We start from the raw sequence: 23745 nt of genomic DNA, 5'->3' as shown, positions 1-23745 counted from the left end.
CCCCCCTCCTGACCTCCCCCCACTTCGCGGGGGGAGGAACTGGGCCCTCCCCCGCGCAGTGGGGGAGGGTTGGGTGGGGGTCCGCTGCCGCCACGCTCTCGGCCCGGCGACGGAACCACTCCGCTCGTCCTCCCGTTGACCCGGGCATGCAGACGGCCACCGGCACCATCGTGCTCGTCCAGGAAGGGCGTTTCCGGCTGGCGACGGACGGTGGTCCGTCGCGGCTGTTCGTGCTGTCGCACGGCGCCGACCTGGAGCCGCAGGACCTGCCGGCCCTGCAGCATGCCCAGGCCCGGGTGGCCGTCCGCTACGAGGATCTGGGGACCCTGGGGGCCGCCGTCGCCCACCATGTGACGCCCCTGGGGAGGAGCCGATGACCCGCCGCCGCACCATCGCCGACCGCGCCCGCGGCTTCCTGCGGGAGTGGTCGGTCCCCCGCCAGCTCGCCGGCCAATCGCACCACGGCAAGGCCGCCGAGAGCGGACTGTCGCGCGCGCTGCGCCCGCGGCTGGAAGAGGCGGACAGGATCGGCACCAGCATCTGTCCCTACTGCGCCGTCGGCTGCGCCCAGCTCTTCTACGCCAAGGGGGGCCGGCTGATCCACGTCGAGGGCGACCCGCGCAGCCCGATCAACCAGGGGACGCTCTGTCCCAAGGGCGCCACGACCTTCGGCCTGATCACCAGCCCGAAGCGGCTGCAGACCGTGCTCTACCGGGCGCCGCGCTCCGACCGCTGGGAGGTGCGGCCGCTGGAGTGGGCGATGGACCGCATCGCCCGCCTGGTCAAGCGCACCCGCGACGAGACCTTCGTGCGCGCCCTGCCCGGCGGCGCCACGGTCAACCACACGCTGGCCATGGCCTCGCTCGGCGGGGCGACCCTGGACAACGAGGAGAACTACCTCATCAAGAAGTTCTTCTCGGCCGGCCTCGGCATGGTGTGGATCGAGAACCAGGCCAGGGTCTGACACTCCAGCTCGGTGCCCAGTCTGGGTGCCACCTACGGAAGGGGCGCGGCGACGCTGCCCCAATGGGACCTCGTGAACGCGGACAGCGTCCTCATCATGGGGTCCAACATGGCCGAGAACCACCCGATCGCCTTCCGCTTCGTCATGCAGGCGAAGCAGAAGGGGGCGACGGTGATGCACGCCGACCCGCGCTTCACCCGCACCTCGGCGCTGGCCGACCTCTACGCGCCGGTGCGCGCCGGGACCGACATCGCCTTCCTCGGCGGGGTGATCCGCCACATCCTGGAGACCGACGCCTGGTTCAAGGAGTACGCGCTCCACTACACCAACATCGCCACCATCATCGACCCGCGCTACCAGGACCCGGAGCAGCTCGACGGCCTGTTCTCCGGCTGGGACGAGGAGGGCAAGCGCTACACCTACGACAGCTGGCAGTACGAGGGGATGACGGTGCCGACGTCGCTCGCCGAGCACTACGTCAACACCACCGAATCCTTCAACGACCAGACCAAGCGCCTGACCCAGCGCGACGTGCCGCACGACCCGTCGCTGCAGCACCCGAACTGCGTCTACCAGATCATGCGCCGCCACTACGCCCGCTACACGCCGGAGATGGTGGAGCGGGTCACCGGCTGCCCGCAGGACGCCTTCCTCAAGGTCTGCGAGACGCTGGTCCGCAATTCGGGGCGCGAGCGCACCGGGGCCATCTGCTACGCCGTGGGCTGGACCCACCACTCCACGGGCGTGCAGATCATCCGCGCCGCGGCGATCATCCAGGCGCTGCTCGGCAACGTCGGGCGGCCGGGCGGCGGCATCCTGGCCCTGCGCGGCCACACCAGCATCCAGGGCTCCACCGACATCCCGACCCTCTACAACATGCTGCCGGGCTACCTGCCGCAGCCCCACGCCTACAAGCCGCACGACACCCTCAAGGCGTATCTGGAGGTCGAGCAGACGCCGACGGGCTGGTGGAGCAACTTCCCCAAATACGCGGTCAGCCTGCTGAAGGCCTGGTACGGCGACAGGGCGACCAAGGACAACGACTGGGGCTACGACTGGCTGCCCAAGATCGTCGGCGACCATTCGCAGCTGCCGCTGACCTTGGCGGTGCGCGACGGCCTCATCAAGGGCCTGTTCGTCATGGGACAGAACCCGGCCGTCGGGTCCTCCAACGCCGGCATGGTGCGGCGCGGGCTGGCGAAGCTGGAGTGGATGGTGGTGCGCGACGTGGCGGAGACCGAGACCGCCACCTTCTGGCAGCACGAGGACCTGAACCCCGATGAGGTCGGGACGGAGGTGTTCCTGATGCCGGGCTCGCTGGCCGGCGAGAAGGCGGGCACCTTCACCAACACCCACCGTCTGCTGCAGTGGCACGACAAGGTGGTGGAGGGGCCGGGCGACAGCCGGTCGGAGCTGTGGTTCGTCCACCACCTCGCCCGCCGGGTCAAGGCGCTCTACGCCAGCAGCACCGACCCCAAGGACCTGGCGGTCCGCTACCTGACCTGGGACTATCCCGAGCACGGGCCGAACCGGGACCCCGACGCCGAGGCGGTGCTGAAGGAGATCAACGGCTACACCTGGCCCGGGCGCGACCAGATCGCCGACTTCAAGGAGCTGAAGGACGACGGCTCCACCGCCTGCGGCTGCTGGATCTACACCGGCGCCTTCCCGGCCGACGACCACAACAAGACGCGCGACCGCCGCGCCGACGGGCCGGACGGCCCCGGCACGCACCTCGGCTGGGCCTTCGCCTGGCCGTCCAACCGCCGCACGCTGGTCAACCGCGCCTCCGCCGACCCCGACGGCAAGCCCTGGTCGGAGCGCAAGAAGCTGGTGTGGTGGGACGCCGGCAAGGGCAAGTGGACCGGCCACGACGCCCCCGACTTCTCCAAGAAGAAGGCGCCGGACTACCGGCCGGACTGGTCCAAGGACCCGCAGGGCATGGACGCGCTGTCCGGCACCGACCCCTTCATCATGATCGCCGACGGCCGCGCCTCGCTCTTCGTGCCCTCCGGCCTCAAGGACGGGCCGCTTCCCACCCATTACGAACCGCTGGAATCGCCGGTCCACAACCCGCTCTACCGCCAGCAGGGCAACCCCACCGCCAAGCGCTGGGAGCACGAGAGCAACGAGCTGCACGACCCGGGCGACCCCACCCATCCCCACGCGCTGACCACCTACCGCCTGACCGAGCACCATTCCGGCGGCACGCCCACGCGCTCCGTCCCCCACACGGCGGAGCTGCAGCCCGAGGGCTTCGCCGAGATCCCGCCGGAGCTGGCGGCCGAGCTCGGCATCGCCACCCGCGACTGGGTGGTGCTGGAGACCGCCCGCGGCGCCATCGAGACCCGCGCCCTGGTGACCGACCGCCTCCGCCCCTTCCGGATCGACGGACGCCTCGTCTACCAGATCGGCATGCCCTGGCACTTCGGCTGGCAGGGCTACGCCACCGGCGACATCGCCAACGTGCTGACCGCCTGCGTCGGCGACCCCAACACCAGCATGCACGAGAACAAGGCGCTGACCTGCGCGTTGAGGAAGGGAAGGTTGCGGCGATGAGGGGGACGAGGCCGGAAAGACCCTCCCCCGCCTCCGGCGGGGGAGGGTGGCGCCGCTGGCGCCGGGTGGGGGCGAGGTTTCGCGCGGAACCTGCCGTCCCCTCGCGGCGAGGCCGGCGCGCCGGCCCATCCCGCGGCACCTTGCCCCCACCCTCCCGCTCCGCGGGTCCCTCCCTCCCCCGGCTGGGCCGGGGGAGGGACAAGGAGAACGCAGCCCCATGACCGTCCCAGCCCGCGCCCTCGACCACGCCTCCTCCTTCCTGCCCGGCCCGATCCCGGACGAGGCGGAGCTGACCGCCGGCGCCACGGTGCGGCCCGGGCGGCGCTACGGCTTCTTCACCGACACCACGCTCTGCATCGGCTGCAAGGCCTGCGAGGTGGCGTGCAAGGAGTGGAACGCGCTGCCGGCCGACAGCGACGGGCTGACCGGCATGAGCTACGACAACACGGTCGACCTGTCGGCCGACACCTGGCGCCACGTGCTGTTCGTCGAGAAGGTCGCCGACCGCCCCGGCGGCGAGCGCGTCACCGCGATGCCGCCCTTCCAGTCGAACTGGCTGATGATGAGCGACGTCTGCAAGCACTGCAATCCCGCCCCCTGCCTGGAGGCCTGTCCCACCGGCGCCCTGTTCCGCACCGAGTTCGACACCGTCGTGGTGCAGCAGGACATCTGCAACGGCTGCGGCTACTGCGTGCCGGCCTGTCCCTTCGGCGTGGTCGACCTCAGCACCGCCGACGGCAAGGCGCACAAGTGCACGCTCTGCTACGACCGGCTGAAGGGCGGGCTGGAGCCGGCCTGCGCCAAGTCCTGCCCGACCGACAGCATCCAGTTCGGCGAGATCGAGGACCTCACCGAGCGCGCCCACGCCCGCGTCGCCGAGCTGCGGGACCTCGGCCGCGACGACGCCTATCTCTACGGCGCTCCGGGCACGCCGGGCGCCACCGGCGGGATCGAGCGGCTGAACGCCTTCTTCCTGCTGACCGACCGGCCGGAGGTCTACAACCTGCCCGAACACCCGACGCGGCCGGCCCGCCGCTTCGCCCCCGGCCTGGCCGCCGGCCTCGCCGCCATGGCCGGCCTGACCCTGGCCGCTGCCGCCCTGTTCGGCAACGGCGCGGGAGGCCGGCGATGAGGGACGAGGCCGCCATCGGCTACTACGGCCGCCCGGTCGTCAAGGCCAGCCCGTTCGACTGGAAAATCGCGGCCTATGTGGAGATCGGCGGCGTCGCCGGGGCGGCGCAGGTGCTCTCGGCCGCCGCGAACCTGGCCGGCGGCGCCGGGACCCGCGGCGTGGTGCGGCACGGCCGCTGGCTGGCGCTGGCCGGTGCCGTCGCCGGCCCGCCCTTCCTGGTGGCCGACCTGAAGACGCCGCAGCGCTGGTACAACATGCTGCGCATCGCCCGTCCGACCTCGCCCATGTCGGTCGGCTCCTACATCCTCACCGGCTTCGGCGCCTTCAGCGCGCTGACCGCCGTGCTGCCCGGCCGCGCCGCCACCGCCGCCCAGCTCCCGGCCGCCGTGCTGGGGGCGGGCATGGCGACCTACACCGCCAGCCTGCTGGCCTCCACCAGCACGCCCCTGTGGGCCGAGGCGCCGAAGCCCTTGGCCGTGCAGTTCGCCTGCTCCTCGGTGGCCGGCGCCGCCGCCGCCCTGTCGCTCGCCGAGCACGTCGCCGGCCGGCCGGACACGGCGGCCACCCTCGACACGATCACCGCGGTCGCCGCCGCCGGCGAGATCGCCGCCACGGCCGCCGCCGGTCCCGGGCACCGGACGCCCGGCGTCGCCGGCGCCCTGGCGCTGGGGGTGGCGGTGCCGCTCGCCTGCCACGCCGTGAACCGCCTGTCGGGCCACCGCTCCCGGACCCTGTCGGTGATCGGTTCGCTGGCGGCGCTGGCCGGCGGCGCCCTGCTGCGCCACGCCGTCATCCAGGGCGGCAACCGCTCCGCCGACCGCCCCGGCGACTATTTCCGCCTGACCCGCCCGCCCGAACCCGCCCGCCTGCCGCCCCGCCGGTGACGCCATGCTGCCCCAGGACTCCCCCGAACACGCCCACTGCCGCAGCGCCCTCCGCCAGCTTGATCGCGTGCTGTCGGAGAAGCCGGACCGCCTTCATGATTCTCTGATGGAAGGCCTGCGCTGCCTCGTCACCATGCGCGACTACCTGATCGCCCGCCGCCGCGCCGGCGACGAGTCCGCCGGCCTGGCCGAGGACCTGCACCAGGTCAACGCGGTGCTGAGCGTGCTTCAGTCCGGCACCTTCCCGATGGTGGGGGTGCGGCACGAGCGGCTGGAGAAGGCGCGGGCGTGCCTGGCGGGGCTGTTGGGAGAGGGGCGATGACGAGCGTGCGATCGCGCTACGCCGCTTCGCCCAAGCGCTCGATCTTCTCGATCTGGTCCCCGGCCGTCATGTAGGCCTGAATCAGATCGTACTGTTGTTGCAGGTTCAGCCAGAACTGGGCGGAGACGCCGAACGCTTTCTCCAGGCGCAGCGCCGTGTCGGCGGAGATTCCGCGCCGGCCGCGGACGATGTCGCTGATCCGATTCTGCGGGACGCCGAGCCGGGTCGCCAACCGGTTGGCGGACAGCCCGTGCGGCTCCATGAAGTCCTCCAGTAGAGTGACGCCGGGGTGGATGGGATCCGTGGTTCGCATGGGGTTCACTGGAGTTCTGATTCGCGAAGGAGAGCATCATGATAGTCCCGCTCAGCAACCGGCTTCGACATAATACGTATGCGGTATTGGCGCAGACTTGGACGGTCTCGTTCCGCTGTGAGTGGCGGAGGCGGATGGGAATCGAACCCACCGATCGCTGTTGGCGATCCGCTGGTTTTGAAGACCAGGAGGGCCACCAGACCCTTGTCGCCTCCGACGTGCCGCGCGTGGCCGTGACCCTCTCCCGCCCCGGGAGAGGGTGGCCGCGCAGCGGCCGGGTGAGGTGTCCAAGGATGCGTTGCTTCTCCGCGCCGGGCCCTCACCCTTCCCACGCTCCGCGTGGGCCCCTTCCCTCTCCCGGGGCGGGAGAGGGAGGACGGGTGTCTGCTTAGCACACCCCGCCGTCGCCGGCCGCCGGTTCCTTCGGGGTGCCCGGTTCGGCGAGGATGCGGCGGTCGCCGTCGCGGCGGGTGAAGCCGGTCGCGTCCAGGTGCTCCAGCAGGGGCACGCAGTATTTGCGGGAGATGCCGAGCAGGCGGCCGGCCTCGCCGACCGGGAAGCCGGTGCGGCGGTCGGCCAGATGGTGCGTCAGGATGCGCCGGGCGCGGGCCAGCGCCTCGCGGTGGAAGAGGATCTCGCGCTTCTGCACCCGGTCGACGGTGCGCACCAGGGTGCCGCGGCGGACCAGGTGGCGCAGCGCCTGCGCCCGGCGCCGGCTGCCGTCCGCCGCTGCGGCCGGGTCGGGCGGCGTCAGGCCGGCGCGGCGGAAGGTCGTCTCCAGGGCGGCGAGCAGGGCGCGGTCTGTGTCGGACAGCAGGCGCTCGGCCTCGGGCCGCGGCAGGCGCAGCGCCGTCCCCTCGCGCACCAGCCGGCCGGCGGCGGCGAGGCGGGCCGCCACCGCCTCGGCCACCGCGGACGGCACGCCGGGCAGGGCGCGCAGGCGCTCGAGGGGCAGGCCGGGGTCGGTGGGGGCCTGGCGCTGGTGCTCGGCCACCAGGGCCAGCAGGCGCTCCGCCAGGGCCGGCAGCGCCTCGCGGTGCAGCAGCGTGCCGTCGGGCAGCGCCTCGGCCTCCGCCACGGCCAGGGCACCGGGGGCGAGGCCGACGGCGCGGGCCAGCGCGTCCGGCCGCATCCCCGCCGCACCGGCCGCCCGCAGGTGCAGGGCCGCGGCCTCGGCCGGCGCGGCGGCAGAGAGCGCCCGCAGCAGGGCCAGCGTGTCCGGGTCGTTGCGCCGCCGGCGCCCCGCCGCGGCGGCAAGGATGCGGCCGCCGGCCAGGGTGGCGGGCGGGGAGCCGGCGCGCAGGACGAACGGTTCCCCCGCCGGCAGCCACACAGGGGTGGTGCAGCGCAGTTGCGCCACCGCCTCCGCCCCCGGCTTCAGCTTCTCGCGGTCGAGCAGGCGGACCCGCGCCTCGGCCTCCGTCGTGCCGAACAGCAGGCGCACCGCGGCGCCGGTCTCCAGCGGGCGCGCGGCGCCGGGCGGCACCCGCACGGCGACGTCCAGCCAGTCCGCCGGCGCCAGCGCGCCGGGGGTGGCGAGCGCCATGCCCGGCGTGACGTCGGCGCGCTCGACCCCGCGCAGGGCGACGGCGGTGCGGCGGCCGGGGCCGGTGGCCGCCACCGCCCGCCCGTGGATCTGCAGGCTGCGCACCCGGGCCGGCCGGCCGCCGGGCAGCAGCTCCACCGCGTCGCCGACGGCGAGACGGCCGCGGCGCAGCGTTCCGGTCACCACCGTGCCGAAGCCGGCGACGGCGAAGACGCGGTCGACCGGCAGCCAGGCGAAGCCATGGTCGGGCCGCTCCGCCGGGTCGCGCAGCAGAGCGGCCAAGCGCTCCGTCAGCTCCGCCAGGCCCTGGCCGGTGACGGCCGAGACGGTGACAGCGGGCGCGGCGGCGAACCCGAGGCGGGCGCAGAGCTCCTGCGCCGCTTCGGCCGCGGCCGCCGCCCGCTCCGGCGGGGCGAGGTCGCAGCGGGCGACGGCGACCACCGCACGGCGCACGCCGATCAGGGAGGCGATCGCCAGGTGCTCCACCGTCTGCGGCCGCACGCCCTCGCCGGCGTCGACCACCAGCAGGGCGGCCTCCAGCGCCGTCGCCCCCGACACCATGGTGCGCACGAAGCGCTCGTGGCCGGGCATGTCCACCAGGTCGATCTCGCCGTCCGGCAAGGCCAGCCGGGCGAAGCCCAGCGCGATGGAGATGCCGCGCGCCTTCTCCTCCCGCAGCCGGTCGGTGTCGGTGCCGGTCAGCGCCCGGACGAGCGCGGTCTTGCCGTGGTCGATGTGGCCGAGCACGCCCGCCACAACCGTCCTCACGCCACCGCCTCCCGCACCGCCGCCGCCAGGGCCGGCAGCTCCGCCTCGGCGACCGTGCGCAGGTCGAGCAGCAGCCGGTCGCCGGAGAGGCGCCCCACCACCGCCGGCCGTCCGGCGCGCAGCCGCGCCGCCAGCGCCCCGGCGCTCAAGGCCGCCGCGCGCAGGGCGAGGGTGCGGGTCGGGATCGCCACGCCGGGCAGGGCGCCGCCGCCGGCCGCCGCCTCGGCCTCGCCGGGCTCCACCGCCAGCCCGTCGATCCCATTGAGCAGCCCGGCCAGACGCGCCGCCCGATCCTCCAGCGCCTGCGGCGTCGCGCCCAGCATGGTCAGCACCGGCAGCCTTGCGGCCAGGCGCTCGGGCTCGCGGTAGAGGCGCAGGGTGGCCTCCAGTGCGGCGAGGCCCAGCTTGTCCAGACGCAGCGCCCGCATCAGCGGGTGCGCCTTCAGCCGCGCCACGAGATCGCCCCGGCCCACCACCAGCCCGGCCTGCGGCCCGCCCAGCAGCTTGTCGCCGCTGAAGGTGACGAGGTCGACCCCGGCGGCCACCGCGTCGCCCACCGTCGGCTCGTACGGCAGGCCGTAGGCGGTGAGGTCCACCAGGGTGCCGCTGCCCAGGTCCTCCACCAGCGCCAGGCCGCGGCGGCGGGCGAGGGTGGCGAGCTCCGCCGTCGCCGGGGCCGCGGTGAAGCCGACGATGCGGAAGTTGCTCTGGTGCACCTTCAGCAGCACCCGGGTGTCGGGGCCGATGGCGGCCTCGTAGTCGGACAGGCGGGTCTTGTTGGTCGCCCCCACCTCCACCAGCCGGGCGCCGCCCTGGCGCACCACGTCGGGGATGCGGAAGGAGCCGCCGATCTCCACCAGTTCGCCGCGCGAGACCACCGCCTCGCCGCCGGCCGCCAGCGCCGACAGGGCGAGCAGCACGGCGGCGGCGTTGTTGTTCACCGCCAGCGCCGCCTCCGCCCCCGTCAGCTCGCACAGCAGGGCGGCCACGGCGTCGGCGCGGCCGCCGCGCCTGCCGGTTTCCAGGTCCAGCTCCAGGTTGGCGTAGCCGCCGGCCACCGCGGCGACGGCCTCCACCGCCTCGGCCGCCAGGGGGGCGCGGCCCAGGTTGGTGTGCAGCACCACGCCGGTGGCGTTGATGGCGGGGCGCAGGGCGGGGCGGCGGGACGCGGCCAGCCGCGCTCGCGCCGCGGCGAGGAGGGCGGCGGGGGCGGGGGCGCCGGCGCCGGCGCGGATGGCGGCGCGGGCGTCCTCCAGCTCGGCCCGCAGGGCGGCGGCGACGGCGCGATGCCCGTGCGCGGCGACCAGGGCGCCGGCGTCGGCGGTCTCCAGGAGGCGCTGCACCTGCGGCAGGCGGCGGAAGGCGTCGGCGGGTGCCTCGCGCGGCGGTGGCGTGTGGACCATGGACATGACGGCAGTATGGGGGACCGTCCGGACCGCGGCCATACCCCCTCCGGGGTGTCGCGGGGCCGTCTTGCGGCGCGTCACGGCCTTCCCCGGCGCCGATTGCTCTGCTTACGATTGTTTTAGGATTGCGTGAGGGAAGAGTTAGCAAGCGCGCCGATCCGCCCGGACCTACAGTCCGGCCGCCCTTCACAGACCCCATCACAGACGAGGAACCGGTCCCCATGGACGTCCCCGCCACCGTCCCCCGCGCCGCCGGCACCGACCCGGTCGAGGCGCTGCGCCAGATGATGCTGATCCGCGCCTACGAGGAGACGACGGTGCGCCTCCAGGCCGAGCAGCGCGCGGCGGGGACCTGCACCGCCGTCGGCCAGGAGGCCGCCGCCGTCGGCGTGGTGTCCGCCCTGACCGCCGACGACCTGATCCTCACCAACCACCGCAGCGCCGGGCATCTCCTGGCGCGCGGCGCCGATCCCGGCCGGATGCTCGCCGAGGTGATGGGCAAGCGGGACGGCTACTGCGGCGGCAAGAGCGGGTCGCTGCACATCTCGGTCAAGGACCTCGGCGTGATGCTGACCTCGACCATCGTCGGCGGCGAGCTGTCGCTGGTGACCGGCGTCGCCCTGTCGCGCTCCATGCTGGGCGGTGAGGGCATCGTCGCCTGCTTCTTCGGCGACGGTGCGGCCTGCGAAGGCCGCTTCCACGAATCCCTGAACCTCGCCGCCGTGTGGAGCCTGCCGATCCTCTACGTCTGCGAGAACAACCAGTGGCAGGCCTTCGTGCACCGGCGCGAGACGACCTTGGCCGACAGCGTGGCGCCGCAGGCGGCCGCCTACGGGATGGCCTGGGCCACGGTCGACGGCAACGACGTCGCCGCGGTGCACGACGCCGCGGCGCAGGCGGTGGCGGCGATCCGGCGGACCCGCAAGCCCTTCCTGCTGGAGCTGCGGACCTACCGCCTGCGCGGCCACTTCGAGCCCGACGACCAGGCCTACGTCGACGCCGACGAGCTGGCCCGCTGGCGGGCGCGCGACCCCGTCGCCACGGCGAAGGGGCGCCTGCTCGAGGAGGGTGTCCTCTCGGCCGCCGCGCTGGCGGACCTGGAAGCCGCGGTGCGCCGCACCGTCGAGGAGGCGCTCGCCTTCGCCGACGCCAGCCCCTACCCGGAGCTCCGGGACCTCACCACCGACGTCTACGCCTGAGGAGCCGACCATGCAGACGATGACCGTCAACGATGCCATCGCCGCGGCGCTGGCCGAGGAGATGCGCCGGGACGAGCGGGTCCTCATGCTCGGCGAGGGGGTGGCGACCAAGCGGGCGGAGCTGGTCGCCGCGTTCGGCGCCGCGCGCGTGCGCAACACGCCGCTGGCCGAGGGGATCATCGCCGGCACGGCGGCGGGTGCCGCGGCGACCGGCCTGCGGCCGGTGGTCGACCTGCTGTTCGCGCCCTTCCTGTGCTACGCCATGGACGAGATCGTCAACAGCGCCGGCAAGCTGCGCTACATCTCGGGCGGCCAGTTCGCCTTCCCCATGGTGGTGCTCGCCATGACCGGCGGCGGCTGGGCCGTGGGGGCGCAGCACAACCACAACGTCGAGGCCTGGTTCGTCCACAGCCCCGGCCTGAAGGTCGTCATGCCGTCGACGGCGGCCGACGCCAAGGGGCTGCTCAAGGCGGCCATCCGCGACGAGAACCCGGTGCTGTTCTTCACCGACATCGCGCTGGGCTACACCGCCGGCGACGTGCCCGACGGCGACGTCGTGGTGCCGCTGGGCCGGGCGGCGGTGCGGCGCGAGGGCGGCGACGTCACGCTGGTGAGCTACGCCAAGACCGTCGACACCTGCCTGCGCGCCGCCGACGAACTCGCCGGGCAGGGGATCGCGGCCGAGGTGATCGACCTGCGCACGCTGAAGCCGCTCGACGAGGAGGCGATCCTGCGTTCGGCCCGCAAGACCGGCCGGGTGGTCGTGGTGCACGAGGCGAGCCGCATGTGCGGCGTCGGCGCCGAGGTGGCCGCCCTGGTGGCGGAGAAGGCCTTCGGCCAGCTCCGCGCCCCGGTGCTGCGGCTGACCGGTCCGGACGCCCCGGCCCCCGCCAGCTTCCCGCTGGAGCAGGCCTTCGCGCCCCAGGTGGGCGACATCGTCGCGGCGGCCGGCGGGCTGGTGCATCCCGGCGAAAGCGTCCTGGCACCGGCGTGATCCTCCCTCTCCCGCTGTGGGAAGAGGACCGATCCGGGCGCCCGCGTTGACAAACCCGTCGCCTCTTCGGCAAGACAGGCGCTTTCCCCTGCCGCCGAGGCCCTGATGACCACCGCCGCCACCGACCCGACGCCGACCCGGGGCACCGTCGTGCCGCTGATCGAGGAGGCGGCGATCGCCCGGCGCCTGGACGAGCTGGCCGCCGAGATCGCCGGCGTCATGCCCGGCGATCTCGCCATGGTGGCGCTGCTCAAGGGCAGCTTCGTCTTCGCCGCCGACCTCGTGCGCGCCCTCGGCCGCGCCGGGGCGGCGCCGCGGGTCGACTTCCTGCGCATCTCCAGCTACGGCATCGGCACCGAGAGCTCCGGCACGGTGCGGGTGCTGGGGCCGCTGCCCGAGGACCTGGCGGGGCGGCCGGTGCTGCTGGTCGACGACATCGCCGACAGCGGCCGCACCCTCGACGCCGTGCGCCGGCTGCTGCTCGACGCCGGGGCGGCGGAGGTGCGGATCTGCGCCCTGCTCGACAAGCCGAGCCGGCGCGTCGTGCCGGTGCCGGTCGACTTCGTCGGTTTCACCGTCGAGGACGTCTTCGTCGTCGGCTACGGCATCGACTGGGCGGAGCGCTACCGCCATCTGCCCTTCGTCGGGCAGGTCGAAGCCTGACCCTGCCGTTCGGGGGAGAGGCGCGATGCCGCATGCCCTTCCGCGGCGGCCAAGCGTAAACTTTGCATGAGAGCAGAATCGTCCCCGTTACCGACAGGAGGTGACCATGACGGCCACACCCCTGCACGGCGTTTCCGAGGAACCGCACGGCCACCGCCCGACCCGCCAGAAGACGCACGATCCCTACGCCCTGCGCGCGTCGCCCGACGACCCCATGCGCTGCACCGAATGCGGCGCCCTGTTCCTGGAGGGGCGCTGGCGCTGGGGCCTCCTCTACATCGACGCCACCCAGGGCGTCTGCCCCGCCTGCCGCCGCGCCGCCGACCACGCGCCGGCCGGCACGCTGGTCCTCTCCGGCCGCTACGTCGAGGCCCACAAGGACGAGATCCTCTTCACCCTGCGCCACAACGAAGGGCTGGAGCGCCAGGAGCACCCGATGCGCCGCATCATGGACATCGAGGAGCGCAACGGCGCCCTGGTCGTCACCACCACGGACATCCACATGCCGGCGCGCCTCGGCAAGGCGCTCGACGAGACCCACCACGGGGCTCTGGACATCCGCCCCGCGGACGGTCAATACTTGGTCATCGTGCACTGGCGCTGCGACGCCTGAGGCACGCGACCGCAGGCCCCCGACGCGGGAGGCACGCCATGACGCAGACGCTGGTTTCGGACATCCTGGTCCTCGACCCGCCCGAGTTGAACATCGGGCTCAAGCGACTGTGCTACATCATCAGCAAGGCGAAGGCGTACGACGCCGGCGTGGCGTCCGACGACCTCGATGGCACGGAGCCGCCCGACGACGACTTCGAGGACCCGTCGGCGGAGGAAGACCCGACGCTGGCGGAGCTGATGGGGGTTCTGCAGACCCTCGACGACGACGAGACCGTCGAGGTGATCGCCCTGGCCTGGCTCGGCCGCGGCGACTTCACGCGCGAAGACTGGCCCGAGGCGGTCGAGCTGGCGCGCGAGCGCCACAACGACCGCTCCGCCGAGTATCTCGTCGGCATCCCCAACCTGGGCGACTGCCTGGAGGAGGGGATGGAGCAGCTCGGCCTGTCCTCGGCCGACAACGCGTTCGATCGCATCTGACGACCGACCTTTCACCCCAAGGGAGAGCGCATCATGCAGCTTCCTCTCCAGATCTCGTTCCGCAACATGCACGCGTCCGACGCCCTGGAGCACACGATCCGCCAGAAGGCGGCGAAGCTCGAGCGGGTCTGCGACCAGATCACCCGCTGCGACGTGGTGGTCGAGACGCCGCACCACGACCGCCGCAAGGGCCGCCTCTACCACGTGCGCATCGACCTGACGGTGCCCGGCGGCGAACTCGTCGTGCGCGGCGACCAGAGCAACGCGGACGAGAACGTGCGTGTGGCGGTCCGCAACGCCTTCGACGTGGCGCGGCGGCGGCTGGAAGACTTCAACCGCAAGCGCCGCGAAACCCTCGCACCGGCCATGCTGGCGGCGGAGTAGGAGGAGGGCCGCCGCGTCGGTCCCCCCACCCGGACCCTCGCCCTGCGTGAGTGGGCAAGGTCGGGAGGGGGGACCGGCGCGGCCAGCCCGCCGAAAATTGGGCACCTGCCCATTCCCCCGGCGTCCTGCCTTTGCGCAAGGCATCCACGGCGCCGGAATTCCGGAAAATCCAAGGCCTGCGACATGGCCCGGCGTTTGCGTAGGACATGGCGCAAACGTCGTGTCTCCGGCATTGGCCTCGGCCCCTCCGCCCCCTTTGCGGAGGGGTTCTTTTCGTCAGGCCACCGCCAGCCAGCGGTCGGCCGCCATGGGGATCGCCTCGCCGCCGGTCCCCTCCACCGTGTAGCCCGTGGCGTGGGCCCCCTCCTCCTTGCGGTCGTGGCGCGGCGCCGGCAGGCCGGTGCCGGCCAGCGCGGCGCGGTAGAGGTCGGGGCGGAAGACGCGGGCGGCGCAGGCCTCGGCCGCCGCACCGGCGCCGATCTGGCCCCAGCGCCGCATCTGGCCGATCACCCACTCCGCCTGGGAGACCCAGGGAAACGTCGCGGCGGAGCGGTAAAAGACGTGATGGGCGGCGACCGCCGCCTCGATCAGCCGGGCCGGCGCGCCGACGTGGCGCGGCTCGGCCAGCAGGGCGGCCAGCTCGGCCCGGTTTTCCGGCGCGTCCGCCCACACCGCGGCGCGCACGCACGCGCGCACCAGGGCGGCCACGGCGGCGCCATTGCCCTCGGCCCAGTCGGCGCGCATGCCCAGCACCTTCTCCGGGCTGGCCGGCCAGATGTCGGCCTTGGTGGCGACGACCCGCCCGAGGCCGCGGTCGACCGCCACCCGGTTCCATGGCTCGCCGACGCAGAAGCCGGCGATGTGCCCGGCCTCCAGGCTCTCCACCATGCGCGGCGGCGGCACGACGACGAGCGCGACGTCGGCGTCGGGGTCGATGCCGGCGGCGGCCATCCAGCAGCGCAGCTCGTAATTGTGGCTCGACACCGGGAAGACCATGGCGAACACCAGCGGCTCCAGCCCGCGGGCCCGGCGCGCCTCGATCACCGCCTTCAGCGCGCGGGCCGCATGGCCGGGCGGGCCGGCCATGGCGGCGGGATCGGCGGCGCGCATGGCGGCGTGGAGGTCGGCGGCCACGGTGATGGCGTTGCCGCCCAGCCCCAGGCTCATCGGCGCCACCATGGGCACCGTCACCTGGCCGAGCCCCAGGGTCGCGGCGATCGGCATGCCGGCCAGCATGTGGGCGCAGTCGAGCCCGCCGAACGCCACCTTGTCGCGCACCGCCGCCCAGGACGCCTCGCGCGAGAGCTGCAGGTCGAGCCCCTCGGCGGCGGCGAACCCCTTGGCGGCGGCGACCACGGGAATGGCGCAGTCGATCAGCGGGATGAAGCCGACGCGGACGGGGCGTGGGGCGGCGGGGCTGGGGGGCGGCATGGGGTCCATCGGCTCAGATCTCGATCTGCGAGGCGGTGATGATGCTGTCGGCGATCTCGGCCATGCGGCGGCCGTGCTTCATCGCCGTCCGGCGCAGCACGCCGTAGGCCTGCTCTTCGGTCAGGCCGCGCTGGTTCATGAGGATGCCCTTGGCGCGGTCGATCAGCTTGCGCTCGGCGAGCGCGCTCAGCGCCTGGTCGCGCTCGCGGCGCAGCCGGTCGAAGGCGGCGAAGCGCGACACCGCCATCTCCATGACCGGCCGCACCCGCTCCTTCCTCAGCCCGTCGACCACGTAGGCGCTCACCCCCGCCTCGACGGCGGCGGCGATGCTGGAGCTGTCGGAGCGGTCGACGAACATGGCGATGGGGCGCTGCACGGCGCGCGACACCTGGAACATCTGCTCCAGCGTGTCGCGGTCGGGGTTCTCCAGGTCGATGATGACGACGTCGGGGGCGACCGCCTGGATGCGCGCCAGCAGGTTGGCGGTGGCGTGGATGGTCATCACCCGGGTGTAGCCTTCCTCCACCAACCCTTCCTCGACGATGCGGGCGCGGTCGGCGTTCGCGTCGATCACCAGGATGGACAGGTCCTTGTCGGGCATGATGGCGTGCGGCTCGCTGAGGATTGCCCGAATTCTATGCAGGTTTCGTGCCGAGGGGTGGTCGGGGCGGACCCCCCTCCTGACCTCCCCCCACTTCGCGGGGGGAGGAATGAGCCCTCCCCCGCGACGTGGGGGAGGATTGGGTGGGGGGCCGACGCGACGACGGTCACGCCGCCTTGCGCGCGCCGCCGCGCTCGTACGCCTCCAGGAAGCCCAGCACCTCCTCGCGGTAGGCGTAGTAGCGCGGGTGGTCCAGGAGGGCCTTGCGGGTGCGCGGGCGGGGGATGTCGACCTCCATGACGTGGCCGATGCGGGCGTTCGGACCGTTCGACATCATCACCACCCGGTCGGCCAGCAGGATCGCCTCGTCGACGTCGTGGGTGACGCAGATGGCGGTGACGCGGGTGCGCGCCCACACCTCCATCAGCACCTCCTGCAGCTCCCAGCGGGTCAGGCTGTCGAGCATGCCGAACGGCTCGTCGAGCAGCAGCAGCTTGGGCGACAGCGCGAAGGCGCGGGCGATGCCGACCCGCTGCTTCATGCCGTTGGAGAGGTCGGCCGCCCGCTTGTCCATGGCGTCGCCCAGGCCGACCCGGGACAGGTAGTACTGCACGATGTCGCGCCGCTCCGCCCTGGCGGCGTGGGGATAGACGCGGTCGACGCCGAGCGCCACGTTCTCCGCCGCGGTCAGCCAGGGGAACAGGCTGGGCGCCTGGAACACCACGGCGCGGTCGGGGCCGGCGGCGGTCACCTCCTTGCCGTCCAGCACGATGCCGCCGCCCGACGTCTCGGTCAGGCCGGCCACCATCGACAGCACGGTGGACTTGCCGCAGCCGGAATGGCCGATCAGCGAGACGAACTCGCCCTTCCTCATCTTGAGGTCGAAGCCGTCGACCACTTTCAGCGGCCCCTTGGGCGTGGGGTAGACCTTGTCGACCCGGCTGAACTCCAGGTAGCGGTCGGCGAGCGGGCTGGCCTGGGCCTTGCGGTAGGCCCGGGGCGGCTCCATCACGTCGATGGGCACGATGTTGGGCAGCACCAGGCCCTCGTCCGCCGCCGCCGCGGCGCGCGAGCGGCCGAGGTCCATCAGGCAGCCCGTCACCGCGGCGCGCAGGCGCTTGAAGGCGGGGTCGTGGTTGATGCCGGTGCGGGCGCGCGGGCGCGGGATGTCCACCGCGAAGGCGGGCCCGAGCGTGGCGCGTGGCCCCGGCGTCAGGGGGATGATGCGGTCGGCCAGCAGGATCGCCTCGTCGACGTCGTTGGTGACCAGCACGATGGTCTTGCCCTCCACCGCGCGGATCGCGTCGATCTCGTCCTGCAGCTTGGCGCGGGTCAGGGCGTCCAGCGCCGACAGCGGCTCGTCCAGCAGCAGCACGTCCGGCTTCATGGCGAGCGCCCGGGCCACCGCCACGCGCTGGCGCATGCCGCCCGACAGCTCGGCCGGCCGGCGCTCGGCGGCATGGGCGAGGCCGACCATGGACACATAGTGGCGCACCCGCTCCCGCCGCTCCGCGCGCGGCCGGCCGGCCATGACGGCGTCGACGGCCAGCGCCACGTTCTGCTCCACCGTCAGCCAGGGCATCAGGGAGTAGTTCTGGAAGACGACGCCGCGCTCCGGCCCCGGCCCGGTCACCGGCGCGCCGTTCATGGCGACGGTGCCGGCGTCGGGAGCGATCAGGCCGGCCAGCAGGCTGACGAGCGTCGTCTTGCCCGAGCCGGAGAAGCCGACGATGGCGACGAACTCGCCGTCCTCGATGGCGAGGTCGATGCCGTGCAGCACCTCGGTGCGGGCGGCCCCGGCGCCGTAGCCCTTGCACACGCCGGACAGTTCGAGAATGGGCATGGGTCGTCGTCCTCAGCGGCTGGGGGCGTGGGTGACGAGGGCCTGCAGGGCCAGCATCAGGCGGTCGAGCAGGAAGCCGATGATGCCGATGGTGAACACCGCCACCATGATGCGGGCGAGCGAGGAGGAGGAGCCGTTCTGGAACTCGTCCCAGACGAACTTGCCGAGCCCCGGGTTCTGCGCCAGCATCTCCGCCGCGATCAGCACCATCCAGCCCACCCCCAGCGACAGGCGCAGGCCGGTGAAGATGTAGGGCAGGGCCGACGGCAGGACGAGGCGGCGCACCATGGTCGGGGCCGACAGGCGCAGCACCCGGCCGACGTTCATCAGGTCGCGGTCGATGGAGGAGACGCCGACCGCGGTGTTGATCAGGGTCGGCCACAGCGAGCACAGCGTGACCGTGATGGCCGAGGTCAGGAACGACTTCGACAGCATCGGGTCGTCGGAGACGTAGACGGCGCTGACCACCATGGTGACGATCGGCAGCCAGGCCAGCGGCGACACCGGCTTGAACACCTGGATCAGCGGGTTGAGGGCTGCGTTGGCGGTGCGCGACAGGCCGCAGGCGACGCCGAGCGGCACCGCCACCGCCGCCGCCAGCAGGAAGCCCAGGAACACGGTCTGCAGGCTGGTGACGATCTGGTCGACGTAGGTGGGCTTGCCGGTGTAGGCGCGGATCTTCACCTCGGCGCCCGGGTCCTTGGCCAGCGTGGCGGCGTTGCGCTCCTCCTGGCGTTCGTAGAAGGCCGCCTCCTTGGCGCGCTCGGCCTTGTGGTCGGCCCACAGGACGCGGGTCTGCTCCCACACCTCGGCGGGGCCGGGCACGGCGCCCAGGCTGGTCTGCACCTGCGGGGCGAGCTGCGCCCAGGCGGCCAGGAACAGGAGGATGGCGACCAGCGGCACGCCCAGCAGGCGCCACAGCTCCTTGGCCTGCTGGGCCGGGCTCTCGCCCGCCGCCAGCCGCAGCAGAGGAACCAGCCAGGCCAGGCCGACGGCGGTGAGGGGGCCGGCGGCGCGGGCGGTGGCCTGGGCCAGCCGGGCGCGCAGGCGCTCGGGGAGGGAGGGGGCGCCGGCGGCGGGACCGGCGGCGTCGCTGATGCTGCTCATGGCGGTGTCCGTCTCTTCGGGGGCGGCAGGGGCGGGGATCAGCCGCCGGCGACCGTGTTGCCGGCGATCGTCTGCTTGCCCTTCAGGCCGATCGGCAGGGAGTCGATGTAGGCGTTGGGCGTGCGGCCGTCGAAGGGGATGGCGTCGATGAACTCGCTCTGCGGGGCGCGGTAGCCGTCGCTGTCCCAGGGCACGTCGGTCTTCTTGATCTTGCCCTCGTCCACCAGCATCTGCGCCGCCCGGCGGTAGATGTCGGGGCGGTAGACCTTGCGGGCGACCTCGTCGTACCAGGAGTCCGGCTTGGCCTCGGCGATCTGGCCCCAGCGCCGCATCTGCGTCAGGTACCAGACGGCGTCGGAGTAGTAGGGATAGGTCGCGTGGTGGCGGAAGAAGACGTTGAAGTCGGGCACCGGCCGCTTGTCGCCCTTCTCGTACTCGAAGGTGCCGGTCATGGAGTTGGCGATCACCGCCGCGTCGGCGCCGACGTACTGCGACTTCGCCAGGATCTTCACCGCCTCGGGCCGGTTGGCGTTGTCGTTCTCGTCGAGCCACTGGGCGGCGCGGATCAGCGCCTTGACCACGGCCAGGTGGGTGTTGGGGTTCGCTTCCGCCCACTGGGCGGTCACACCGAACACCTTCTCCGGGTTGTTCTTCCAGATCTCGTAGTCGGTGACCACCGGCACGCCGATGCCCTTGAACACCGCCTGCTGGTTCCACGGCTCGCCGACGCAGTAGCCGAAGATGGTGCCGGCCTCCATGGTCGCCGGCATCTGCGGCGGCGGCGTCACCGACAGCAGGACGTCGGCCTGGATCTGGCCGGTCACGTTGTCCGGGCTGTAGTAGCCGGGGTTGATGCCGCCGGCGGCCAGCCAGTAGCGCAATTCGTAATTGTGAGTGGAGACCGGAAACACCATGCCCATGGTGAAGGGCTTGCCCTCCGCCCGGTACTGCTGCACGACCGGCTTCAGGGCGTCGGCCTTGATCGGGTGCACCGGCCGGCCGTCCGGCCCCATGGGCACGTGCGGCTTCATCTTCTCCCACACCTCGTTGGAGACGGTGATGCCGTTGCCGTTGAGGTCCATGGAGAAGGCGGTGACGACGTGGGCCTGGGTGCCGAAGCCGATGGTGGCGCCCAGCGGCTGGCCGGCCAGCATGTGGGCGCCGTCCAGCTCGCCGGAGATGACGCGGTCGAGCAGCACCTTCCAGTTGGCCTGGGGCTCCAGGGTGACGTAGAGCCCCTCGTCCTCGAAGAAGCCCTTTTCGTAGGCAATGGCCAGCGGCGCCATGTCGGTCAGCTTGATGAAGCCGAGCTTGAGCTCTTCCTTCTCCAGGTCGAGCGGGGCGGCGCCCGCGACGCCGCCCAGCGGCAGCAGCGCGCAGGCGGCGCCGCACACGGCGGAGAGAGCGGCTTGGGGGAGTCGAATCACCGGGTCACTCCTTGCGGTCGGCCGAACCCCTCGGCTGTGCTGACCAGGACCGGTGCTTCGCCTGCCGGACACGATGGCGCAAACGGCAACGCGCCAGATCCCCGGACTGGGAGGTCATGGTCAGCGGCGTTGCCGAGCGGCCCGACGGTGGGCGATTGATGGGGTGCGCCATCGTTGACGCAAGCTGACCCACTATTCGCAATTCACGTGCCAACCGCCGGAATCCGCGGAATGCGCGGGGTGCGACCCTCCGATGCTTGGCACGCCGTGCTGCGACTGCACAAAAATTGGCGCCCTGCAACCGTGGTGCCGACGATTTGGGCATCCGGACGCGGTCGTTGGCCCCCTCAACAAACCGGCGGACCGCCGGCCACGTCCCGCCGCGCAAGGGTTTCGCGCGGTTGCCGCCGCTTGGCCCGTTTCTTGCGATAGATCCGGGTGCAGCGCAGCGGCAATGGCGTCGCTGCCGAAGATGTCGACGGGCGGCACCGGGGTGCCGCGCCGTTCCGGGTCCGATGCCGGACCGAACCGGACAAAGGCGTCCACGACGACCGGGGCTCAAGCCCCGGGCCGTCGCGGACGCCTTTTTTGTTGCCCGTGCCGCCCCGGAGGCCCGAGCCCGATGGAACCGCCTCTATGCGAGGGAATCGAGCATGACCAAGGAACGCCTCGTCGTCATCGGCAACGGCATGGCCGGCATCCGCACCGTCGAAGAGCTCCTGGCGCGGGCGCCGCACCGCTACGACATCACCGTCTTCGGCGCCGAGCCCCATCCCAACTACAACCGGATCATGCTGTCGCCGGTGCTGGCCGGCGAGAAGACGTTCGAACAGATCGTCCTCAACGACCGCGCCTGGTACGACGCCAACGGCATCGCGCTGCACACCGGCGAGCGGGTGGAGAGCATCGACCGCGCCGCGCGCACGGTGACCGCCGTGTCGGGACGCACCGTCGCCTACGACCGGCTGCTGCTCGCCACCGGCTCCACCCCCTTCATCCTGCCGGTGCCCGGCCGCGACCTGCCCGGCGTGGTCGGCTTCCGCGACCTCGCCGACGTCGAGGCGATGCTGGCGGTCGCCCGGCCCGGGGCGCGCGCCGTGGTCATCGGCGGCGGCCTGCTCGGGCTGGAGGCGGCCAACGGCCTGCGGGTGCACGGCATGGACGTCACCGTCGTCCATCTCATGGACACGCTGATGGAGCGCCAGCTCGACGAGGCGGCGGGCTGGCTGCTGCGGCGCGAACTGGAAGGCCGCGGCATCACCGTGCTGACCGGCGCCCAGACCGAGGCCGTCCTCGGCGAGGAGCGGGCGCGCGGGGTGAGGCTGGCCGACGGGCGCGAGCTGCCGGCCGAGCTCGTGGTCATGGCCGTCGGCATCCGCCCCGACGCGGCGCTCGGCGCGGCAGCGGGGCTCGAGGTCAGGCGCGGCGTCGTCGTCGACGACGCCATGACCACCTCCGACCCGGCCATCCTGGCGGTGGGCGAGTGCGTCGAGCACCGCGGCCAGGTCTACGGGCTGGTGGCGCCGCTGTGGGACATGGCGAAGGTCTGCGCCGACCGGCTGGCCGGCGAGGACGGCAGCGCCTACACCGGCACGGTCACCGCCACCCGGCTCAAGGTGACGGGGGTCGAGGTGTTCTCCGCCGGCGCCTTCGGCGGCGACGGCACCGAGGACATCGTCTTCCGCGACGCCGCCCGCGGCGTCTACAAGCGCGTGGTGCTGCGCGACGACCGGATCGTCGGCGCCGTGCTCTACGGCGACACCGCCGACGGCTCCTGGTACTTCCAGCTCCTCAAGGACGGCGAGAGCATCGCCGGGTTCCGCGACACCCTCATCTTCGGGCAGGGGGCCGGGGCCGGCGCCCAGGACCCTTTCGCGGCCTTGGCCGCGCTGCCTGACACGGCGGAGATCTGCGGCTGCAACGGCGTGTGCAAGGGCACCATCGTCGGCGCCATCCGCGAGAAGGGCTGCGCCTCGATCGACGACGTGCGCGCCCACACCAAGGCCTCGGCGTCCTGCGGCACCTGCACCGGGCTGGTGGAGAAGCTGCTGGCGATGACGCTCGGCGACGGCTACGTGGCCGACGCCGGGCCGAAGCCGATGTGCAAGTGCACCCACCACAGCCACGACGACGTCCGCCGCCTGATCGCCGCCAACGGGCTGACGTCGATCCCTGAGGTGATGCAGACGCTGGAATGGGGCACGGCCGAGGGATGCGCCTCCTGCCGGCCGGCCCTCAACTACTATCTGCTGTGCGCCTGGCCCGACACGTACGTGGACGACGGCCAGTCCCGCTTCGTGAACGAGCGGGTGCACGCCAACATCCAGAAGGACGGCACCTTCTCGGTGGTGCCGCGCATGTGGGGGGGCCTCACCAACCCGCGCGAGCTGCGGGCCATCGCCGACGTCGCCGAGAAGTTCGCCATCCCCACCCTCAAGGTCACCGGCGGCCAGCGCATTGACATGCTGGGCGCCCGCAAGGAGGATCTGCCGGCGATCTGGGCCGACCTCAACAGGGCCGGCATGGTGTCGGGCCACGCCTACGGCAAGGCGCTGCGCACGGTGAAGACCTGCGTCGGCTCCGAATGGTGCCGCTTCGGCACCCAGGCGTCGATGGCCATGGGCGTCAAGCTGGAGAAGATGTGCTGGGGCACCTGGACCCCCCACAAGTTCAAGATGGCCGTCTCCGGCTGCCCGCGCAATTGCGCCGAGGCCACCATCAAGGACCTGGGCGTCATCGCCGTCGACAGCGGCTGGGAGATCCACGTCGGCGGCAACGGCGGCCTCAAGGTCCGCGCCACCGACTTCCTGTGCAAGGTGGAGACCGAGGAGGAGCTGTTCGAGTACACCGGCGCCTTCCTCCAGCTCTACCGCGAGGAGGCCCGCTATCTCGAGCGCACGGCGCCGTGGATCGAGCGGGTCGGCATGGACCACGTCCGCGAGCGCCTGTTCGACGAGCAGAGCCGCCGGTCGCTGCACGCCCGCTTCCTGCATTCCCAGAGCTTCGTCCAGGACGACCCCTGGGCCGCCCGCGCCTCCGACGGCGTCGACGCCAACGAGTTCGCGCCGCTCGCCAACCTCACCCAGTACGCTGCCGCCGCGGAGTGACCG

At 72.8% G+C, this 23745-nt stretch carries 20 protein-coding genes and 1 tRNA gene; 12 read left to right on the top strand and 9 right to left on the bottom strand.

Annotated elements, in window-relative coordinates; translation table 11 throughout:
• The first annotated feature begins 146 nt into the window (after positions 1 to 146).
• The 5 genes from ACSBPG_RS14770 to ACSBPG_RS14750 all read left to right on the top strand — a co-directional run bounded on the left by ACSBPG_RS14770 (position 147) and on the right by ACSBPG_RS14750 (position 5861).
• Positions 147 to 377: a hypothetical protein gene (locus ACSBPG_RS14770; RefSeq protein WP_435537941.1), complete on the top strand. Its 231-nt coding sequence runs from the start codon at positions 147 to 149 to the stop codon at positions 375 to 377.
• Positions 374 to 3523 carry a formate dehydrogenase gene (fdh, locus tag ACSBPG_RS14765; RefSeq protein WP_435537940.1) on the top strand — a complete coding sequence of 1050 codons (3150 nt, stop codon included), beginning with the start codon at positions 374 to 376 and terminating at the stop codon, positions 3521 to 3523. The genes ACSBPG_RS14770 and fdh overlap by 4 nt, the downstream gene beginning before the upstream one ends.
• A 217-nt stretch (positions 3524 to 3740) precedes the next feature.
• Positions 3741 to 4655 (top strand): 4Fe-4S dicluster domain-containing protein, encoded by a 915-nt coding sequence (locus ACSBPG_RS14760; RefSeq protein ID WP_435537939.1) that lies wholly within the window; start codon positions 3741 to 3743, stop codon positions 4653 to 4655.
• On the top strand, positions 4652 to 5539 hold the full coding sequence (gene nrfD, locus ACSBPG_RS14755; protein ID WP_435537938.1) for an NrfD/PsrC family molybdoenzyme membrane anchor subunit: 888 nt from the start codon (positions 4652 to 4654) through the stop codon (positions 5537 to 5539). Before ACSBPG_RS14760 ends, nrfD begins: the two co-directional genes overlap by 4 nt.
• A gap of 4 nt (positions 5540 to 5543) precedes the next feature.
• A complete protein-coding gene (locus tag ACSBPG_RS14750) occupies positions 5544 to 5861 on the top strand; it encodes a hypothetical protein (RefSeq protein WP_435537937.1) in 318 nt (105 codons plus the stop codon).
• A gap of 16 nt (positions 5862 to 5877) precedes the next feature.
• Here ACSBPG_RS14750 and ACSBPG_RS14745 read toward each other — a convergent pair whose 3' ends face one another.
• The 4 genes from ACSBPG_RS14745 to selA all read right to left on the bottom strand — a co-directional run bounded on the left by ACSBPG_RS14745 (position 5878) and on the right by selA (position 9891).
• The gene (locus tag ACSBPG_RS14745) at positions 5878 to 6174 is read right to left on the bottom strand and encodes a HigA family addiction module antitoxin (RefSeq protein WP_435537936.1); all 297 of its coding nucleotides are present in this window, start codon (positions 6172 to 6174) and stop codon (positions 5878 to 5880) included.
• 122 nt (positions 6175 to 6296) lie between these two features.
• Positions 6297 to 6389 (bottom strand) — tRNA-Sec (locus ACSBPG_RS14740).
• A gap of 173 nt (positions 6390 to 6562) precedes the next feature.
• Complete coding sequence (selB, locus tag ACSBPG_RS14735; protein ID WP_435537935.1) at positions 6563 to 8488, bottom strand: selenocysteine-specific translation elongation factor; 1926 nt, start codon at positions 8486 to 8488, stop codon at positions 6563 to 6565.
• On the bottom strand, positions 8485 to 9891 hold the full coding sequence (gene selA / locus ACSBPG_RS14730) for an L-seryl-tRNA(Sec) selenium transferase (protein ID WP_435537934.1): 1407 nt from the start codon (positions 9889 to 9891) through the stop codon (positions 8485 to 8487). Before selA ends, selB begins: the two co-directional genes overlap by 4 nt.
• 224 nt (positions 9892 to 10115) lie before the next feature.
• Here selA and ACSBPG_RS14725 point away from each other — a divergent pair, with 224 nt between their 5' ends.
• The 6 genes from ACSBPG_RS14725 (at position 10116) to ACSBPG_RS14700 (ending at position 14226) form a co-directional block, all read left to right on the top strand.
• Entirely contained in the window at positions 10116 to 11093 is a 978-nt protein-coding gene (locus ACSBPG_RS14725) for a thiamine pyrophosphate-dependent dehydrogenase E1 component subunit alpha (protein ID WP_435537933.1), read from the top strand.
• A gap of 10 nt (positions 11094 to 11103) precedes the next feature.
• Positions 11104 to 12087, top strand: coding sequence for an alpha-ketoacid dehydrogenase subunit beta (locus ACSBPG_RS14720; protein WP_435537932.1), 984 nt, complete (start codon positions 11104 to 11106; stop codon positions 12085 to 12087).
• Between the two features lie 105 nt (positions 12088 to 12192).
• Positions 12193 to 12750: a hypoxanthine phosphoribosyltransferase gene (gene hpt, locus ACSBPG_RS14715; RefSeq protein ID WP_435537931.1), complete on the top strand. Its 558-nt coding sequence runs from the start codon at positions 12193 to 12195 to the stop codon at positions 12748 to 12750.
• Between the two features lie 106 nt (positions 12751 to 12856).
• On the top strand, positions 12857 to 13363 hold the full coding sequence (locus ACSBPG_RS14710; RefSeq protein WP_435537930.1) for a BCAM0308 family protein: 507 nt from the start codon (positions 12857 to 12859) through the stop codon (positions 13361 to 13363).
• A gap of 38 nt (positions 13364 to 13401) precedes the next feature.
• A complete protein-coding gene (locus tag ACSBPG_RS14705; RefSeq protein ID WP_435537929.1) occupies positions 13402 to 13842 on the top strand; it encodes a DUF3775 domain-containing protein in 441 nt (146 codons plus the stop codon).
• A 33-nt stretch (positions 13843 to 13875) separates the two neighbouring features.
• Positions 13876 to 14226, top strand: a complete 351-nt coding sequence (locus ACSBPG_RS14700; RefSeq protein WP_435537928.1) for an HPF/RaiA family ribosome-associated protein — start codon at positions 13876 to 13878, stop codon at positions 14224 to 14226.
• A 276-nt stretch (positions 14227 to 14502) separates the two neighbouring features.
• On the opposite strand, the gene ACSBPG_RS14695 is transcribed toward ACSBPG_RS14700, so the two are convergent.
• The 5 genes from ACSBPG_RS14695 to ACSBPG_RS14675 all read right to left on the bottom strand — a co-directional run bounded on the left by ACSBPG_RS14695 (position 14503) and on the right by ACSBPG_RS14675 (position 20635).
• Positions 14503 to 15657 (bottom strand): CmpA/NrtA family ABC transporter substrate-binding protein, encoded by a 1155-nt coding sequence (locus tag ACSBPG_RS14695; protein WP_435537927.1) that lies wholly within the window; start codon positions 15655 to 15657, stop codon positions 14503 to 14505.
• Between the two features lie 13 nt (positions 15658 to 15670).
• Positions 15671 to 16258, bottom strand: coding sequence for an ANTAR domain-containing response regulator (locus ACSBPG_RS14690; protein WP_435537926.1), 588 nt, complete (start codon positions 16256 to 16258; stop codon positions 15671 to 15673).
• A 166-nt stretch (positions 16259 to 16424) separates the two neighbouring features.
• On the bottom strand, positions 16425 to 18101 hold the full coding sequence (locus ACSBPG_RS14685) for an ABC transporter ATP-binding protein (RefSeq protein WP_435537925.1): 1677 nt from the start codon (positions 18099 to 18101) through the stop codon (positions 16425 to 16427).
• A 12-nt stretch (positions 18102 to 18113) separates the two neighbouring features.
• On the bottom strand, positions 18114 to 19208 hold the full coding sequence (locus ACSBPG_RS14680) for an ABC transporter permease (protein ID WP_435537924.1): 1095 nt from the start codon (positions 19206 to 19208) through the stop codon (positions 18114 to 18116).
• Positions 19209 to 19246: 38 nt separating this feature from the next.
• On the bottom strand, positions 19247 to 20635 hold the full coding sequence (locus ACSBPG_RS14675) for a CmpA/NrtA family ABC transporter substrate-binding protein (protein ID WP_435537923.1): 1389 nt from the start codon (positions 20633 to 20635) through the stop codon (positions 19247 to 19249).
• Between the two features lie 653 nt (positions 20636 to 21288).
• Between ACSBPG_RS14675 and nirB the strand changes: the two genes are divergently transcribed.
• On the top strand, positions 21289 to 23742 hold the full coding sequence (gene nirB / locus ACSBPG_RS14670; protein WP_435537922.1) for a nitrite reductase large subunit NirB: 2454 nt from the start codon (positions 21289 to 21291) through the stop codon (positions 23740 to 23742).
• Positions 23743 to 23745 lie beyond the last annotated feature (3 nt).

The sequence above is a fragment of the Azospirillum sp. ST 5-10 genome (assembly GCF_051225715.1).
In the GTDB taxonomy this organism is placed as follows: domain Bacteria; phylum Pseudomonadota; class Alphaproteobacteria; order Azospirillales; family Azospirillaceae; genus Azospirillum.
This window is presented reverse-complemented; position numbering and strand designations above follow the sequence as displayed.

Bases quoted from the DNA above. Each gene is read 5' to 3' on its own strand.
- ACSBPG_RS14770 (WP_435537941.1), top strand. From the start codon at position 147: ATGCAGACGGCCACCGGCACCATCGTGCTCGTCCAGGAAGGGCGTTTC.
- ACSBPG_RS14760 (WP_435537939.1), top strand. From the start codon at position 3,741: ATGACCGTCCCAGCCCGCGCCCTCGACCACGCCTCCTCCTTCCTGCCC.
- nrfD (WP_435537938.1), top strand. From the start codon at position 4,652: ATGAGGGACGAGGCCGCCATCGGCTACTACGGCCGCCCGGTCGTCAAG.
- ACSBPG_RS14750 (WP_435537937.1), top strand. From the start codon at position 5,544: ATGCTGCCCCAGGACTCCCCCGAACACGCCCACTGCCGCAGCGCCCTC.
- ACSBPG_RS14745 (WP_435537936.1), bottom strand. From the start codon at position 6,174: ATGCGAACCACGGATCCCATCCACCCCGGCGTCACTCTACTGGAGGAC.
- selA (WP_435537934.1), bottom strand. From the start codon at position 9,891: ATGGTCCACACGCCACCGCCGCGCGAGGCACCCGCCGACGCCTTCCGC.
- ACSBPG_RS14725 (WP_435537933.1), top strand. From the start codon at position 10,116: ATGGACGTCCCCGCCACCGTCCCCCGCGCCGCCGGCACCGACCCGGTC.
- ACSBPG_RS14720 (WP_435537932.1), top strand. From the start codon at position 11,104: ATGCAGACGATGACCGTCAACGATGCCATCGCCGCGGCGCTGGCCGAG.
- hpt (WP_435537931.1), top strand. From the start codon at position 12,193: ATGACCACCGCCGCCACCGACCCGACGCCGACCCGGGGCACCGTCGTG.
- ACSBPG_RS14710 (WP_435537930.1), top strand. From the start codon at position 12,857: ATGACGGCCACACCCCTGCACGGCGTTTCCGAGGAACCGCACGGCCAC.
- ACSBPG_RS14705 (WP_435537929.1), top strand. From the start codon at position 13,402: ATGACGCAGACGCTGGTTTCGGACATCCTGGTCCTCGACCCGCCCGAG.
- ACSBPG_RS14700 (WP_435537928.1), top strand. From the start codon at position 13,876: ATGCAGCTTCCTCTCCAGATCTCGTTCCGCAACATGCACGCGTCCGAC.
- ACSBPG_RS14695 (WP_435537927.1), bottom strand. From the start codon at position 15,657: ATGCCGCCCCCCAGCCCCGCCGCCCCACGCCCCGTCCGCGTCGGCTTC.
- ACSBPG_RS14690 (WP_435537926.1), bottom strand. From the start codon at position 16,258: ATGCCCGACAAGGACCTGTCCATCCTGGTGATCGACGCGAACGCCGAC.
- ACSBPG_RS14685 (WP_435537925.1), bottom strand. From the start codon at position 18,101: ATGCCCATTCTCGAACTGTCCGGCGTGTGCAAGGGCTACGGCGCCGGG.
- ACSBPG_RS14680 (WP_435537924.1), bottom strand. From the start codon at position 19,208: ATGAGCAGCATCAGCGACGCCGCCGGTCCCGCCGCCGGCGCCCCCTCC.
- nirB (WP_435537922.1), top strand. From the start codon at position 21,289: ATGACCAAGGAACGCCTCGTCGTCATCGGCAACGGCATGGCCGGCATC.